The sequence below is a fragment of the Aeromonas sp. V90_14 genome, from assembly GCF_029967615.1.
Classification (GTDB): Bacteria; Pseudomonadota; Gammaproteobacteria; order Enterobacterales; family Aeromonadaceae; genus Aeromonas; species Aeromonas hydrophila.
This window is the reverse complement of the sequence record NZ_JASCAS010000010.1, coordinates 19,735-35,080: the sequence shown is the minus strand read 5'-3', so window position 1 is coordinate 35,080 and position 15,346 is coordinate 19,735. Positions and strand designations below refer to the sequence as shown.

Annotated in this window: 12 protein-coding genes; 5 read left to right on the top strand and 7 right to left on the bottom strand. The window is 56.6% G+C overall.

Features of this window, described 5'->3' with window-relative positions:
* Nucleotides 1–169 precede the first annotated feature (169 nt).
* Nucleotides 170–463, top strand: coding sequence for a hypothetical protein (locus tag QLG02_RS09445; protein ID WP_073349103.1), 294 nt, complete (start codon nucleotides 170–172; stop codon nucleotides 461–463).
* Here QLG02_RS09445 and QLG02_RS09440 read toward each other — a convergent pair.
* Nucleotides 425–3,811, bottom strand: coding sequence for a transporter substrate-binding domain-containing protein (locus QLG02_RS09440; protein WP_282465048.1), 3,387 nt, complete (start codon nucleotides 3,809–3,811; stop codon nucleotides 425–427). The two genes, QLG02_RS09445 and QLG02_RS09440, sit on opposite strands and share 39 nt — an antisense overlap.
* Before the next feature lie 165 nt (nucleotides 3,812–3,976).
* Here QLG02_RS09440 and QLG02_RS09435 point away from each other — a divergent pair, with 165 nt between their 5' ends.
* Nucleotides 3,977–4,615 (top strand): response regulator, encoded by a 639-nt coding sequence (locus QLG02_RS09435; protein ID WP_282465047.1) that lies wholly within the window; start codon nucleotides 3,977–3,979, stop codon nucleotides 4,613–4,615.
* Here the strand turns inward: QLG02_RS09435 and QLG02_RS09430 are convergent.
* The 4 genes from QLG02_RS09430 to QLG02_RS09415 form a co-directional block, all read right to left on the bottom strand.
* Nucleotides 4,612–5,808 carry a hypothetical protein gene (locus QLG02_RS09430; RefSeq protein ID WP_282465046.1) on the bottom strand — a complete coding sequence of 399 codons (1,197 nt, stop codon included), beginning with the start codon at nucleotides 5,806–5,808 and terminating at the stop codon, nucleotides 4,612–4,614. The two genes, QLG02_RS09435 and QLG02_RS09430, sit on opposite strands and share 4 nt — an antisense overlap.
* On the bottom strand, nucleotides 5,795–8,212 hold the full coding sequence (locus QLG02_RS09425) for a TcfC E-set like domain-containing protein (RefSeq protein ID WP_282465045.1): 2,418 nt from the start codon (nucleotides 8,210–8,212) through the stop codon (nucleotides 5,795–5,797). Before QLG02_RS09425 ends, QLG02_RS09430 begins: the two co-directional genes overlap by 14 nt.
* 65 nt (nucleotides 8,213–8,277) lie before the next feature.
* A complete protein-coding gene (locus QLG02_RS09420; protein WP_234604943.1) occupies nucleotides 8,278–8,766 on the bottom strand; it encodes a CS1 type fimbrial major subunit in 489 nt (162 codons plus the stop codon).
* 46 nt (nucleotides 8,767–8,812) lie between these two features.
* Nucleotides 8,813–9,517, bottom strand: coding sequence for a hypothetical protein (locus tag QLG02_RS09415; protein WP_282465044.1), 705 nt, complete (start codon nucleotides 9,515–9,517; stop codon nucleotides 8,813–8,815).
* Between the two features lie 224 nt (nucleotides 9,518–9,741).
* Here QLG02_RS09415 and QLG02_RS09410 point away from each other — a divergent pair, with 224 nt between their 5' ends.
* The 3 genes from QLG02_RS09410 (at nucleotide 9,742) to QLG02_RS09400 (ending at nucleotide 12,324) form a co-directional block, all read left to right on the top strand.
* Entirely contained in the window at nucleotides 9,742–10,479 is a 738-nt protein-coding gene (locus tag QLG02_RS09410) for an EAL domain-containing protein (RefSeq protein WP_274277765.1), read from the top strand.
* Between the two features lie 233 nt (nucleotides 10,480–10,712).
* Nucleotides 10,713–12,074 carry a tRNA 5-hydroxyuridine modification protein YegQ gene (yegQ, locus tag QLG02_RS09405; RefSeq protein ID WP_274277764.1) on the top strand — a complete coding sequence of 454 codons (1,362 nt, stop codon included), beginning with the start codon at nucleotides 10,713–10,715 and terminating at the stop codon, nucleotides 12,072–12,074.
* Between the two features lies 1 nt (nucleotide 12,075).
* Nucleotides 12,076–12,324, top strand: coding sequence for a YfhL family 4Fe-4S dicluster ferredoxin (locus QLG02_RS09400; protein ID WP_005334896.1), 249 nt, complete (start codon nucleotides 12,076–12,078; stop codon nucleotides 12,322–12,324).
* Between the two features lie 114 nt (nucleotides 12,325–12,438).
* On the opposite strand, the gene alr is transcribed toward QLG02_RS09400, so the two are convergent.
* Both alr and dnaB read right to left on the bottom strand, forming a co-directional pair.
* The gene (gene alr, locus QLG02_RS09395) at nucleotides 12,439–13,512 is read right to left on the bottom strand and encodes an alanine racemase (protein WP_274277763.1); all 1,074 of its coding nucleotides are present in this window, start codon (nucleotides 13,510–13,512) and stop codon (nucleotides 12,439–12,441) included.
* 309 nt (nucleotides 13,513–13,821) lie between these two features.
* Nucleotides 13,822–15,216, bottom strand: a complete 1,395-nt coding sequence (gene dnaB, locus QLG02_RS09390; RefSeq protein WP_011704946.1) for a replicative DNA helicase — start codon at nucleotides 15,214–15,216, stop codon at nucleotides 13,822–13,824.
* Nucleotides 15,217–15,346: the final 130 nt, after the last annotated feature.

The window sequence follows — 15,346 nt, the reverse complement described above, 5'->3', positions numbered from 1 at the left end:
TGCCTTCGAAGGTTCGAATCCTTCTCCCTCCACCATCATTCAAGAAAACCCGGCCCAGTGCCGGGTTTTTGCTTTTCATGCCTCTATCCATTTGACACTGTCAGATCTGACAATTGCCTGCCGGCCCGCTTTTGGAAACAGTATTGCCATCGCATCAAGAGACATGACCATGTTCGAGATCTGGGATGAAAAGGGACAGGCAACCGGGCTGAGTCTGCCGCAGCTGCAGCAACGACTCAGCTCCTATCGCGGCGAGGTGATGGTGCGCTACATCAACCGCATCGGCCTGCCGACCACCCTGTTTCTGACCGTCGACCAGGGCCTTGCCTATCAGCGCTTCAAGGCCGATACCCCCCTGCTCGACTGGGACTGGCTGGCACAGGCCGTGCAGCCCGCCCCCTCCTCCGGTCACCCTGCATCATCATCAGATAGCCACAGCAGGCTGACGACAGTCTCGGGATAGTGCCGCTAGTTCATCGACAAGCTGTTGCAAAACATCGCGAAATTTCGTCAACTCCACCTCGCATCGTGCACGCCCGTCATTGCGGATTTGCTCTTCCAGATGCCATGCCTGCTCTGCTACTTCGTCAATCCTCATCATGGCTATCGTTCCCGCCTGTCGATGTACCCAATCTGCAAGCGCCTTGTCATCCTCATGGCTCAAGCCAAGGGATTGTTCCAGATCCTGACGAAACGACACCAGCATTGTCTCAAGTGAAGAACCAAATGCAGCCTGTAACAAGCTGATGTCGAGCAACCTGGGTACCGGCAATATCTGCCACTTCATCAGCATCTGGCGAAGTCCGTCCATGAGTACGGGCTTGCCCAGCACATCATTCATGCCGGCCGCCAGACAACGCTGCGCCGGCTCCGGCAACACGTTGGCCGTCATGGCAATGATGGGGAGTTGCGCCAGCCCCTCTGTGGCCCGTACCCGGCGGGTAAACTCATAACCATCCATCACCGGCATCTGGCAATCGCACAGGATCAGGTCATAGCGATGAAAAGTCAGCATGGCGAGCGCCTGTCGACCATTTTCAGCCAGATCGCACTGCAGATTGAGCTGTTTGAGCTGGCGCTGCACCAAAACCTGATTCAGGTGGTGATCCTCGACGACCAGCAATCGCTGTGGCAACAGTGGTTCATCCGCTCCAACAGACGGGAAATCAGACGGCAATTGCTCGGCCAGGCCCAGCTGGCGATAACAGACATCCCTCACGGCCTGCCAGGTCAGGGGATTACTGTTGAGGCAATAATGGCCATCATCACCAAGCTGATAACCCAGCACGCTGCCAAGCGGCACGACCCTGATGGCGGCCGGCTCATTCAGGTCGCCAAACAGCAAGTCTGCGCCCTGCGGGGCTCCACACAACCGTAGCCCCAGCGACAGCAGATGCAACCGTAGCGTGTGGTGCAGTTTGCCATCCGGCAATGCCATAAAGACGTTCAGCCCCGCCAGCTTGGGATCAGGCTCGTGGCGCGCTTCCAGTACCAGGGGGATGGACAATCCGATATGAGTCCCCAACCCTGGGGCGCTCTCAAGGCTCAATCGCCCCCCCATCAGTTCTGCCAGCGTCCGGCTGATACTGAGACCGAGTCCAGTTCCCCCATAACTGCGGGTCGTGGCGCCATCCGCCTGCTCGAACGCATTGAAAATCCGGGCCTGTACATCAGCACTCATGCCGATGCCGGTATCCTGCACCCCAAGCAACAGCCACTGCTCTTCATCCGTCTCTCCCTCTACTCTGATCGACAGTTCGATGAAGCCGCGCTCGGTGAACTTGATCGCATTGCTGGCCAGGTTGAACAGCACCTGCTTGAGCCTCAGCACATCACCATAGAAACGGGCCCCCACTTCATCATCAACGCGCAGATAGAGTTGCAACCCTTTGCGCTGCAACTCGCTACTGGTCATTGTCAGCACGCTGTCGATGAGCTCACGCAGTAGAAAGCTGGTGAGTGCCAACTCCATCTTGCCGGCATCCAGCTTGGAGTAATCCAGCACATTGCCTATCAGCTGGAGCAGCCCTTCCGCCCCTTGATTGATGATGCCCACCATCTGGCGCTGCTCCGGATCGAGCGAGGTAAAACACAGCTGTTCCGCCATCCCGATGATGCCGTTCATGGGGGTCCGGATTTCGTGGCTCATGGTGGCGAGGAAGTCAGCCTTCTGCCTGGCGGCCAGCTCGGCCTCCTCCTTCGCAAAGGCCAGATCAGCCTCCACCTGACGCCGGCGGGTTATCTCCTGGCGCAGGTGAAAGTACGCGATAGAGAGTGAAAGAATAAACAGGGTGATACCGGCACCGACAGGGATCAGGGTACTAACCAGCTTGTGCCACGAGATCCCTTCGTTGTAGTTCACCGCCAGCCAGCTATTGCGGATCTGACGCTTCTCCTTGTCACTCATGCTGTCCAACACCCGGTTGATAAGCGGCAGCAGCGGGGCATAGGCTTCTCTCACCGCGACCGCCAGTTCATCTCTGAAAGGAGTGGGCGCGACAATATGCAGCGAGTCATCAAAATGCTCGTTGATGAGCCGTGATATCACCGCCAGATTGCCCATATAGGCATCCCCCTTGCCGGAGGCCACCATCGCCAACCCCTCTTTTGGACCGTGCACCACAGTGATCCGAATGTCCGGGATACGCGCTTTCAGCTCGGCGGTCAGCATACTGTCGGTCACGATAAGGTGCTTGCCAGCCAGTTCAGCAAGACCACCGATCGTGTTGCTACCACGGGCCATGGCGATGACCACGGGAAAAGAAGTAATGGGCTGACTCTGCTGCCAACCCACCATCTGTTGATTGATGCGGGTAGGAATGATGGTCATATCGACCTCCCGATGAAGCAGCGCCTGCAGCAGGTCGTGCCAGCTTTGATTCGTATCGTAGAGATACACCAGCCCCAGCTTATCCTTGAACAGCTCAAGATAATCACCTATGAGACCTGCCACCTTGCCTAGGTTGTCCGTATAGGAAAAAGGCATCCACCCCTGGATAAAGCCCAATTTCAACGGAGGTAAACGGGAGAGCCACTCCCGCTCATCAGGCCGCAGTAAAAAAGCACTGTGACCCAGAAAACTCAAACTGTTGTCACCCAACCAGCGTTGTTCCAAGGCACTACGCTGTTCCACTGTCAGTGCCTGAATCGCGGTATCGAATCGAACGCCCAATCTGGGCTTATGGTTACTGATGCCCAGATAGAGGCTCTCCATCAAAAGAGGGGCTTGGGCAACCACGGCTAATTCAGGGTGCCGGGCAATAAACTGATTGGTGACATGCAGGTTGCCGATATAGGCGTCGGCCTGTTTGTCGAGCACCGCCTGCAAGGCCGAGCTGGAGTCCTGAAACAGAATGCGGGAGACATCGGGATAATGGATCCTGACCAGTTTTTCAGTCAGAAAACCAGCTTCAATAGCGATACGAGATTGATTCAAGCCACTGACATCACGAAAGAAAGGGGAATCATGGCGCACCACGACCACGGTCGGTGACGAATAATAAGGGCGCGTGTATGAAATACATTCCCGCTCTTCAGAACGGAAGGCATCCAGCAAAATATCGACCTCACCACGACAACTGGCAGCATATAGGCGAGTCCAGTCCGGGTAGACTTTCCACTCAATCTGGTAGTCAAGGTTTTTAGCCAAGATGCTTATCAGCTCGACACTGAAGCCGCTACCATTATGACCATCCCACTGCTGAAATGGCCCCCAGCCGCCCACCAATAACCCGACTCTAACTGTTGGTAATAAAACGGATTTTTTAGCAAAGAGTGGTTGACTGAATATGCTGATATTAAATACCAGCATAGCGATTATGTATCGGGATATAGTCACACGAGGACACCTCATCGTGCCAACCCTGAAAAAGGTGACATCATATAAATGCTCGAAAAAATGCGGTGCGCAAAGTAGTATAGAAATAGAATGTTTGATAGCTTAAATATTATTCACTGTTTTATATGGGGCTCACCTATGTCTTTCAAGATCATTCTTGCCGACGACCACCCACTCATACTGACCGGGATCCGCAGCCTTATTGCACACCATCAACCTGGTTGCGAAGTTGTTGCCGAAGCACATCAAGTATCCGAACTCTTGAATACATTGCAGCAACATAACTGCAATCTGTTGATCACTGACTTCAGCATGCCAGGGGATGAGCGCAGCGATGGGCTGACTATGATCCAGCAATTGAAGCGGGATTATCCTACTCTGCCTATTCTGGTGCTGACCCAGATCCACAATGCCGGCATCTTGCAGTCATTGCTCCAATTAGGGGTAAGCGGTGTCCTGCTCAAAAAAGCTGTGATCAGCGAACTATCCGAAGCCATTCGTCAAATATTATCTGGCCACAACTATATCGGCAGATCAGTGAAAACCCTGCTGGCCGAAGCGGGCCTGGATCACCAGACCAGCCTGGGTCAACTTACCCCCAAGGAGAGCGAAGTCGTGCGTTTATTAGCCAGTGGAATGTCTGTCACCCAAGTGGCCGAGTACCTGCACCGCAGCGTCAAGACCATCAGTACCCAGAAAAAGAGTGCCATGATGCGACTGGGGATTAGCAGCGATAGCGCCCTCTTTGACTATGCCAAAAGTAGCGGTCTCTGCTAGTCGATGGCAGCATCAAACATCAAGGTGACATCTCCTTTATAGGTAGTTCCAGGGTACTTCATCATTTCCGTGACCACATCGCCAGCAACACTGAATTTAATCTTTCTTGCCCCATTGATAACAGGCCCCCACAGAGGGGTAAATCTATATGGTTTAGTACTAAGATTGATTATTTCATTTTCTAAATTAATGTAATGTGTATTTAATTTCGCTTGATGCCCTTTAGCATTTTTTAATGCACACTCTGTTCCAGATGCATACTGACAACGCAGAGTTACGGTGTATGGTGCACTACACCACAGCCGAAATGGTAACTCTTGCTGTAATACAGTTGGAACTCTATTCCCTTTATGAACCCAGTTATTCCAACCACTAGGTGGTAACAGGTTTAAATTTTCATGCCCCTCACCTTCTCCCCTTGGAAAATCTACTTTTAATTGATGGCGGACTGTCAATGTAATTTTAAGCTCATGCTCAGCCCCCCCCGAATATGTTGCATCACCCAGATCAATATCTTTATTACGTCCGACAGTTAACTTTAAAGAACCTACATACTTTCCATTTGACATTTTCAGGGGGTTGGGCGCTTTTATGCGAAAACCATAATTTAGCCAGTCGAATTTATATGATGTGCCATTACCAACACCACTATTGAAGTAGCATTCAGATGCGCTATTTTCAATAGCGTCTTTAATAGAATACAAGAATAGTTGACCTGTTATTAGACCATCAGTCCACCAACTCCAAACCAATTGATTGGTATAACAGTTACCGCCTATATTACCCATCGGGTATTTATCCCCATTAATAATTGGGTACTGCATGCCAATTAACTTCGCACCTATATTTGTAGGGATAAATGTCAATTCATGCTGTTCTCCATTAACACTATTTGTTAATGTCACTTTTTTGGGTCCAGAAATTCTATAGTAACTTGAGTAGCTCTGTTTACCCTGCGTAGAGTTTATAGTCTTGGTTATCGATACGGGCAATTTTACTATGACAGCAGACTCCAGCGGATTATGTGGATCACAATAAGCTATCGGTTGGCCAACATCACACGGTGTTGTATTGATAAAACGTCCACCATTGACATCATAACTTTCAGGCTTATAGTCCGCCGTAATATCAATCACGGTAGCCAAAGATGAATAACTACAAAGCAGCAGCGATAATAATTTAATCTTTTTCATTTTTTACAGTCACACTGGGTAAACATCTTAACTCTCCCAACATAATAATATCCGACTCATTCATACGATCTTGTTCTCTCGCAGGGCTGTTGCAATGAAGGGAACCATTATGTTCCACGCTAAACTCCGGCTGTCGTCGACTCGCCTCCAGCGCAAAGAAGCCATCATTTTCGGTAAATGCCCGCCCTATTAGGTTACTGACCATGGCACCACGCAGTGGCTGGTTTTGCTCGTCCAGCAGGCGGCCAATCATGGTGACTGTACTCACGGCATTCACCTGGCCATAACCCACCCCGCCGCGGTTAAGATGGTAGGGGAGCACGGCGGGCTTGATGGTGAGCGGCATCCCCTCGTGATCGGCCATCTCCAGTTGCAAAGCACCACTTTGCAAGGCTGGCACAGAGACCAGATGACGACCGGGCCCAAGGGTCTGTACGCTGCCAAGATCGTCGCTAACCCGGATCCGCGCCGCCTCATCATCGGCCGCAATATCGAGGATCATCGCAGCCTCATTGCCCATGCTGCCCATCTCGCGAGAACCCAGTGCTAGCTCCCCCTCCCGTCCCAGTGCCACCACGCTCTCCAGATTGATACCGCCAGTCACCTCTGCGTTATAGGAGGAGTGCTGGGCAAACAGGTCGCCCCCCAACCAGGGAGCCGCGAAGCGGCCATAGCCGGATAGACCGGTACCATAGCTGTCGTGGGTACTGCCGACGCTGACCTGACGAAGCGGCCCCCAATCCACCTCCTGCTGGTAGTTGAGATAGGCGCTGCGCTGGGCACCGCCCGAGCGTGAGGTATTGCTGCCCAGCCCCAGTGACAACTGGCGATCCTGTCCCCCTAGGTTGACTGTCAGACTCAGGGTGCTGCCGCGATCCCGCTGCTGCGCCGTGCTCTCGCTGCCAGGACGATCGAACAGGGTCAGCCCCCAGGTCACCCAGCGCCCCCACAACCGATCGCTATAGTGCCACCCCACATCAGCACCGTTACCACGGCCAGACTGGTGTGAGACATAGAGACCGAGGGAGCCCCATTTTTCCAACGACTGCTGCAGCGACAGACTGGAGGTGGTGCTCGTCTCACCCTGCTTGCGCAGGTTGCGCGAATGGCTGGCCACCAGACTACTGTTGCCATGCCAGTAGATCCCCTGCAGATCGTAACCCCACCCCATGCCAGCACTCTGGTTGAGGGAGGCAAAACCGTGGAGCTGGCTGGTCGCCTCCCAATCGAGCGAGAGGGAGTGCTGGGCCCGTCTGTCCACATACTGGCTACCCGCCCCCACCACCAGCGAGGGGAGCAGCAGGCGGTTCACCGCTGCGCCGCCACTGGCCCCCTCCAGATCGCTGTCTCCCTGCCGCACCAGCCAACGGGTCTGGCGTCCGGCAAACAGGTTGAAACGCCACGGGTCCTCCGGCGTCTGCCAGTTGGAAGGTTTGTAGATCATCTCGCGCCAACGGCGGGTCTCCTGACCATCTTCCAGCAGCCGCAGTTCCACCTCGTAGATGCCGCCGGGCAGCGAGCGGGTATCGAGTGCCTGCAGACCGGATACAACCGGCTGGGACTGGATCAGGTTGCCATCACGATAGATCTCCACCATGCCCTGCCGTGCCGGTGCCACCTGGATCGGCGCCAGACTGGGTACCCCGCGCTCCCGGCGCAGCAGATCCGAACTGCCCCACATCACCCCGAGCACCGTGGGGGTCGCGCCACTGTAGTAGTTCGGCTGGCGCACCAGCCCCTGCGCCGAGGGAAAGAAGAAACCAAGGCGATAAAAATTGGCCTCATGGAGCCGTTCCCAATAGACCTGAGCCATCCCCAAATCAGTTGGCCCACCCTCTTGCCAGGTGGCATCCCCCTCCATAAAGGGGGTCCACTGCCCACAGCTGCCCTCCAACCGCAGGTTGTAGTGGCCGCTACGCTGGCTGCCCTGCACCAGGTTCAACTGATTCTGGACCAGCAGCCCCTTGCTCTCTTGAGGCACAGCCATAAAGCGCTGATCCCGCGCCTCCTGCTCTATCTCACCGGTCAGCACCGAGAGCTGGGACTCCTCCAGGCTGTATTGCAACCCCACTATGCCTTCGGGACAGGCCCGGCCACACTCGCCGAGCGGCAGATGGCTTCCCAACTTGCTCAACCAGCGTTCACGCGCCCCCTCATCAAACTCGCTCTCCTGCACGTCTACCAGTGAGAGCAGTTGTACCGAGTTATCGCGCCCGAGCAGCACTTCCCCATCACCCAGCGGGCGACCGTCAACAGTGACTCGCACCATCAGGGGAACGCCAAAAAAGTGCTCTTCAAACCCGTCCGGCAACTGTCGCGCCTGTTGCAGCAGCAGTGCCGGATCTGCCGCCGCCAGCGGGACAGAGAGCAACAACCCGAACAAGAGAAGAAGAGAACGAACCATGAAGTGCAACCTGAATGCCTGGAATCTCAATTAAAGGGGGGCCTGATGGCCCCCACATACTCAAGTCAGCCACCTTGAGCTGGCGGCGCCTCGGATTCAAACATCATGCTGACAATCCCCTGATAGTTGCCGGGCTTGTAGCCACCGGTTGGCGCCACTGCGGGAATAATCTCCAGCCCGACCTGTTTGCCGGTATTGGCATCTGCCTGATTCAGCAAGTCAGCAGATGAAGTGGTCAGCGCAACGCCTGCCACCTTGACCGTCAAGCCGATGCTCTCCTTGCCGCTGGCCATGGTAGCGGGATAGACCAGATAGCCCTTGATGGAGCCAAGAGTGCTCTTCATCTCCAGCTGCTTGGCCAGGGGATCCAACTGCTGGTTAAAGGGGTTGAAGGTCAGTTTCTGCGGGGTACTCATCCAGTCCCCCACAGGCTGCACGTAAAACTTGTCGGTCGGGATCTGCGCCGTTACCGTCACCGTATGCTCAATGCGCTCGGCCGCCATCAGGGAACCGCTCGCCAACAACAGGGCGGGAAAAAGCGATAGCATCTTCATAGCCACTCCTTGAGGTGTGATTGTCTTTCTTGTGATATATCGATATTCAGAGCTTGAACTCCCTGAATGCCGATTTTTTCCCTTCGATCAGTTCAAAACGAACCAATCGGGTTGCCTCTTTACTGACCCGCTTTTTAACGCCGGGCAGCAGATGCAGCTTCTCAGGTTGACTGCACGACGTTTCTTTTTTGTCACACAGTTCCAGATAATCGAGAATAACGGTGGCATTGCCCCGGTTCTCCACATAGAGGGCACCATTATCACGCTCAATCCGGGTGTCATAACGGGTCTCTTTGGGTGCCACAAACAGAATGGTGCCAAAACCGGTCATAATGCTAACCCCGGCACTTATTTGCTGTTGTGGCGGCAATTCGGTTATTTCATCACCCTGTGGTTTGACCGGTACAAAACGCACCCGAAAATAACGTTCACGCTCACGCTCGCCCATATAGATAAAGCGGGTGGCCTGTATGCTGCTTGCGGGAATAATCAACCTTGATGGGCTGGTCACCAGCTCACGCACGCCCTCCTCAGGTAACACCCGCTCCTGTGGCACACCATCAGCGCCATAAATGATCTCGGACAACGTTATTTTTACAAAGGCCGTCTCATCACCAATATTTCGAATGCGCTTGAGCAGCGTATTTTTCTCTGCCGTCATATAGTCATATAAGGTGCCTACACTGATATCCGGCGATGCCAGCGTTTTGCCGCTGCATATCAGCGACAAGATAAAAAACATTTTCTTCATGACAGTTCCAGACTGGGTTTCACATGCAGGACTTTTATTTATCAAAGAATACGAGCTGACTGCATACCACTGGAGTCAGTGTATTTATAACCGAGGGGGAAGTTAATCAGAAAAGTCCTATATTGACCTTATTGATTTGACTCGATTATCAGACGATTCCTACAGGCTTTGCCGACCTCTTCTGCTGTATTATCCGCAGCCATATCCGTCAACAGGTGAGTGCCATGTTTGCATTTCAAGAAGAGTACCCAATAAGTGACATGGCAAGCATCGCGGTGGCCGATCTTGCCGTGCCCTTCTATCAGCCGATCATCGGTCGGGATCATCAGGTCAAGGGTTATGAGGTGCTGGCCAGACGCTGGGAGCCGGCCCAGCAGAGCTATCAGGGCATCGACTTTGCCTCCCTCAGTGAGGAGCAATCCCTGCATCTGGACATCGTCATGCTCAGGGCCATCATGCGGGATCTGCCGACCCTGGCGCAGGCCGGACCCTATTTTCTTTCCATCAATCTCAACCCGACCCTGAACAGCCCCACCTATCAGAATCTGTTGCTGCTGGTGCTGATGCAGGCGCGCAAGCTGGGGATCGAGGTCTGGTTCGAGGTGCTGGAACAGGCCCCGCTGTTACGGCAGCACAGGGCGCTGATCGAGGTACTGCGCAGCCACGGTGCCCATATCGCCTGCGATGACTTCGGTACCCTGGAGTGCAACTTCCAGCGTATGCTGGCGCTGCCCTACGAGGTCATCAAGCTGGATCGCTCCCTGCTGCTGCAAGCCAGCAAGACGCCCCATGCCCTGCGCATGCTGACCGGCCTGGTGGAGTACCTGCAGCGGCTCGGCATGAAGGTGGTGTGCGAAGGGGTCGAAACCCTGCAGCACATCGAGACAGCCAACCGGCTCGGTTGCGACTATCAGCAAGGCTACGCCTACGCCATGCCCTCCCCCCTCTCTCGCTGGGCCTGAACCGCCCCTTTTTTGGCCGCCGACTCGCGCCGGGGACATTCCCCTGCCAAATTGCATGATACGGTGAGGGCGAGTACAATCTCGCACCCCGTTTATCCGGTGCATGCTGCTGCAGCACGGATATGCCGTTATCGGGTCGCGCCGAGCGAGTATCCACTCCCGGCGTAGCTCAATCCATACGGCGCCATCAGGTGGCGCCGTCCTGATTTGCAATCAGATACGAAGAGTCCGCCATGTTTAAACCAGAATTGCTCTCCCCCGCAGGTTCCCTCAAGAACATGCGTTACGCCTACGCCTATGGCGCCGATGCCGTCTATGCCGGTCAGCCCCGTTACAGCCTGCGGGTGCGCAACAACGAATTCGATCACGAGAATCTGCAGCTCGGCATCAACGAAGCCCATGCCCTCGGCAAGCAGTTCTACGTGGTGGCCAACATCCAGCCCCACAACTCCAAGCTCAAGACCTTCATCCGCGACATGCGTCCTGTGGTGGAGATGAAGCCGGATGCGCTGATCATGTCCGATCCCGGTCTCATCATGATGATGCGCGAAGCCTTCCCCGACATGCCTATTCACCTGTCGGTGCAGGCCAACGCGGTCAACTGGGCTACGGTGAAGTTCTGGCATCAGATGGGCCTGACCCGGGTCATCCTCTCCCGCGAACTGTCGCTGGACGAGATCGAGGAGATCCGCATGCAGGTGCCGGAGATGGAGCTGGAAGTGTTCGTCCACGGGGCGCTGTGCATGGCCTACTCCGGCCGCTGCCTGCTCTCCGGCTACATCAACAAGCGTGACCCCAACCAGGGCACCTGCACCAACTCCTGCCGCTGGGAGTACAAGGTGCACGAAGGCAAGGAAGATGATGTGGGCCAGATCGTCCACCGTCAGGAGCCCATCGCCATCCGCCCGGACAACACCCTGGGCCTTGGCAAACCGACCGATGCGCTGGTGCTGCTGGAAGAGTCCAACCGCCCGGGCGAGTACATGAGCGCGTTCGAAGACGAACACGGCACCTACATCATGAACTCCAAGGATCTGCGCGCGGTCGAGCACGTCGAACGACTGACCAAGATGGGCGTGCACTCGCTGAAAATCGAAGGTCGCACCAAGTCCTTCTACTACTGCGCCCGCACCGCCCAGGTCTATCGCAAGGCCATCGACGATGCGGTAGCCGGCCGGCCGTTTGACCGCAGCCTGATGGGCACCCTCGAAAACCTGGCCCACCGCGGCTATACCGAGGGCTTCCTGCGCCGTCACAACCACAGCGAATACCAGAACTACGACTACGGTTACTCCGTCTCCGACACCCAGCAGTTCGTCGGCGAGATCACCGGTCGCAACGGTGACATGGTGGAAGTCGAGGTGAAGAACAAGTTCCTGGTGGGCAACAGCCTGGAACTGATGACCCCTCAGGGCAACCTCAGCTTCAATCTGGAGCAGATGCAGAACCGCAAGGGCGAGCTCATCGGCACCGCACCGGGCAACGGCCACGTGGTCTACGTGCCGGTGCCGAAGGAAGTGGACGTTGACTACGGCATCCTGCTGCGCAACCTCGGTGAGCGCCAGGATACCCGTCAGCCGCACTCGGCAGCCTGAGATGGCACTGCTCATCACCGACAAGTGCATCAACTGTGATATGTGCGATCCCGAGTGTCCGAACCAGGCAATCAGCCTCGGCGAGGAGATCTACGAGATCGACCCCAGTCGTTGCACCGAGTGCGTCGGTCACTACGAGAAGCCGACCTGCATCAGCGTCTGCCCCATCGACTGCATCATCTGGGATCCCGCTCACGTGGAAACCGAAGATCAGCTGATGGAGAAATTTGTACGGATGCACCGGCAGTAACCTCTGCATCAGTGTCTACGACTCACAGGCAGTAAGAAGAAGCCTCAGGTCGCGACAACATCATAAAAAAAGCCCCGCTATGCGGGGCTTTTTGACGTTTGGCGCTCACGGCATCTAGACGTATTCCATAAAGATCCGGGAGGTGAGCTTGGTGATGAGCTCGTAGGGGATGGTGCCGATCTGGTCGGCCACCCGCTCTACCGGCAGCCCTTCACCCCACAGCACCGCCTCATCACCGGCCTTGTCGGTGGCGCCGGGGCCGAGGTCCACCGTGGTCATGTCCATGGAGACCCGACCCACCAGCGGCACGATGCGGCCGTTGACCAGCACCGGCGTGCCGTTGGGGGCCATGCGTGGATAGCCGTCGCCATAGCCGATGGCAATCACACCGAGCCGGGTATCGCGATCTGACACCCAGTTGGCGCCATAGCCCACCGGCTCGCCCGCCTTGTGATCCCGCACTGCAATCAGTTGTGTCTTGAGGGTCATCACCGGCTGCAGGTCGTAATCGGCCGCCACCGTATTAGGGAAGGGGGAGACGCCGTAGAGGATGACGCCGGGGCGGATCCAATCGCAGTGGGAATCCGGCCAGGCCAGGATGCCCGCCGAGTTGGCCATGGCCCGCTCGCCCAACAGCGGCGCGGTCAGCTGGCTGAACAAGTCGATCTGCTCGCGAGTCGTGGGCTGCTCCAGCTCATCGGAGCGGCTGAAGTGGGTCATGATGTTGAACGGTTGAACCACGTTCTTGCACCTGGCGAGTCGCTCAATAAAGGCCGGCATCTCGTCGGCCCGCACGCCGAGGCGGTGCATGCCGGTGTCGAGCTTGAGCCAGGCCACCACGGGAGCAGGCAAATCCGCCTGCTCCAGCGCTTCGAGCTGCTCCCAGGTGTGCACCGCGGTCTGCAGGTTGTTGGCCGCCAGCACCGGCAGGTCGGCGGCGCTGAAGAAGCCCTCCAGCAGCACGATGGGCTTGACCACGGCGCAGGAGCGCAGCATCAGCGCCTCTTCGATGCGGGCCACCGCATAGGCATCCGCATCCACCAGGGTGCGGGCGACCGGCAGCAGCCCATGGCCATAGGCGTTGGCCTTGACCACGGCAATGATCTTGCATTGGGGGGCGTGGCGTTTCACCACGGCGAGGTTGTGGCGCAGGGCCGCGGTATTGATTTGGGCGATAGCCGCTTTCATCTGTTTTCCCTTACGAGGGCATGATAACGCGCGAACGCGCCAGGCACCGGGGGGTGTCAGCCCTTAATTGTCATCGTCTAAGGCCGGACCGGCAGAATTGTCGAACCGGGAAAACTGTTTCTGGATACCGGGAGCAGGCTCCCGGCTTACTTAGTAGTCATCATCAAACGCCGGGCCCGCGTAGTTGTCAAAACGCGAGAACTGGCCCTGGAAGGTGAGGCGCACCCGGCCGCATATTGGCACCGTTACGCGGCTTTGCAGCGATGACTCTCACCACTTTCTTTCTCTTCAGGATCACGCTGACGATGATCAGTAGTCATCATCAAACGCCGGGCCCGCGTAGTTGTCAAAGCGCGAGAACTGGCCCTGGAAGGTGAGGCGTACCCGCCCGATGGGGCCGTTACGCTGCTTGCCGATGATGATCTCGGCGATCCCCTTGTCGGGGCTGTCGTCGTGATAGACCTCGTCACGGTAGATGAACATGATCAAGTCCGCATCCTGCTCGATGGAGCCCGATTCCCGCAGATCCGAGTTGACCGGGCGCTTGTCGGCCCGCTGTTCCAGGCTTCGGTTGAGCTGGGAGAGCGCCACTACGGGGCACTGCAGCTCTTTCGCCAACGCCTTGAGGGAGCGGGAGATCTCGCCGATCTCCAGGGTCCGGTTGTCAGACAGCGCCGGCACCCGCATCAGCTGCAGGTAGTCGATCATGATCATCGAGAGGCCGCCGTGCTCACGGGCGATACGACGGGCACGAGAACGCACGTCGGTCGGGGTGAGGCCGGAGGCGTCATCGATGTACATCTTGCCCTTCTCGAGCAGCAATCCCATGGTGGAGGAGAGCCGCGCCCAATCCTCGTCGTCGAGCTGACCGGTCCGCACCTTGGTCTGGTCGATGCGCCCCACCGAGGCGAGCATACGCATGATGATCTGCTCGGAGGGCATCTCGAGGGAGAAGATCAGTACCGGCTTGTCGGCGGTGAGCGCCGCATGCTCGCACAGGTTCATGGCAAACGTCGTCTTGCCCATGGAGGGACGGGCCGCGACGATCACCAGATCCGAGCGCTGCAGGCCGGCGGTCATCTTGTCGAGATCACCGTAACCGCTCGATACCCCGGTCACGCCGTTGTGGGGCGTCTTGAACAGCTCTTCAATCTTGTCGACGGTCTGCTCGAGAATAAGCTTGAGCGGCTGGGGCCCCTCGTTGGCGCTGCTGCGCTGCTCGGCAATCTTGAATACCTTGCTCTCGGCCAGGTCGAGCAGATCGCCGGAGGTGCGCCCCTGCGGCTCATAGCCCGCTTCGACTATCTCGTTGGCGACCGAGATCATCTCCCGCACGACCGCCCGCTCACGCACGATCTCGGCGTAGGCACTGATGTTGGCGGCACTCGGGGTGTTCTTGGCGATCTCCACCAGATAGGCGAAGCCACCGGCCTCTTCCAGCTGTTCGGAGCGCTCCAGCTCCTCCTGCAAGGTGATGAGATCGATGGGGTTGCCCGCATTGGAGAGGCGGGTCATGGCCTGGAAGATCAGGCGGTGCGGGCGGCTGTAGAAATCCTTGTCGATCACCCGTTCGGCGACCCGATCCCAGGCCTCGTTGTCCAGCATCAGGCCGCCCAGTACGGACTGTTCGGCCTCAAAAGAGTGGGGAGGTACTTTCAGCTGTTGTGTCTTGGCGTCTTTTTTCGCCGTCACTTGCTCTGCCATACACATAAAAACCGCAGCGGGAAGGGGACGGGAATTTTACAAAAGAAACCCCGTCATCGCGAGTGCAAATGCACGCTATTCACTTCTGTCAGCCACAACCGCCCTCCTGATGGTTGTTGACGCCGCCTGT

Bases quoted from the DNA above. Each gene is read 5' to 3' on its own strand.
- QLG02_RS09445 (WP_073349103.1), top strand. From the start codon at position 170: ATGTTCGAGATCTGGGATGAAAAGGGACAGGCAACCGGGCTGAGTCTG.
- QLG02_RS09440 (WP_282465048.1), bottom strand. From the start codon at position 3,811: ATGCTGGTATTTAATATCAGCATATTCAGTCAACCACTCTTTGCTAAA.
- QLG02_RS09435 (WP_282465047.1), top strand. From the start codon at position 3,977: ATGTCTTTCAAGATCATTCTTGCCGACGACCACCCACTCATACTGACC.
- QLG02_RS09430 (WP_282465046.1), bottom strand. From the start codon at position 5,808: ATGAAAAAGATTAAATTATTATCGCTGCTGCTTTGTAGTTATTCATCT.
- QLG02_RS09425 (WP_282465045.1), bottom strand. From the start codon at position 8,212: ATGGTTCGTTCTCTTCTTCTCTTGTTCGGGTTGTTGCTCTCTGTCCCG.
- QLG02_RS09420 (WP_234604943.1), bottom strand. From the start codon at position 8,766: ATGAAGATGCTATCGCTTTTTCCCGCCCTGTTGTTGGCGAGCGGTTCC.
- QLG02_RS09415 (WP_282465044.1), bottom strand. From the start codon at position 9,517: ATGAAGAAAATGTTTTTTATCTTGTCGCTGATATGCAGCGGCAAAACG.
- QLG02_RS09410 (WP_274277765.1), top strand. From the start codon at position 9,742: ATGTTTGCATTTCAAGAAGAGTACCCAATAAGTGACATGGCAAGCATC.
- yegQ (WP_274277764.1), top strand. From the start codon at position 10,713: ATGTTTAAACCAGAATTGCTCTCCCCCGCAGGTTCCCTCAAGAACATG.
- QLG02_RS09400 (WP_005334896.1), top strand. From the start codon at position 12,076: ATGGCACTGCTCATCACCGACAAGTGCATCAACTGTGATATGTGCGAT.
- alr (WP_274277763.1), bottom strand. From the start codon at position 13,512: ATGAAAGCGGCTATCGCCCAAATCAATACCGCGGCCCTGCGCCACAAC.
- dnaB (WP_011704946.1), bottom strand. From the start codon at position 15,216: ATGGCAGAGCAAGTGACGGCGAAAAAAGACGCCAAGACACAACAGCTG.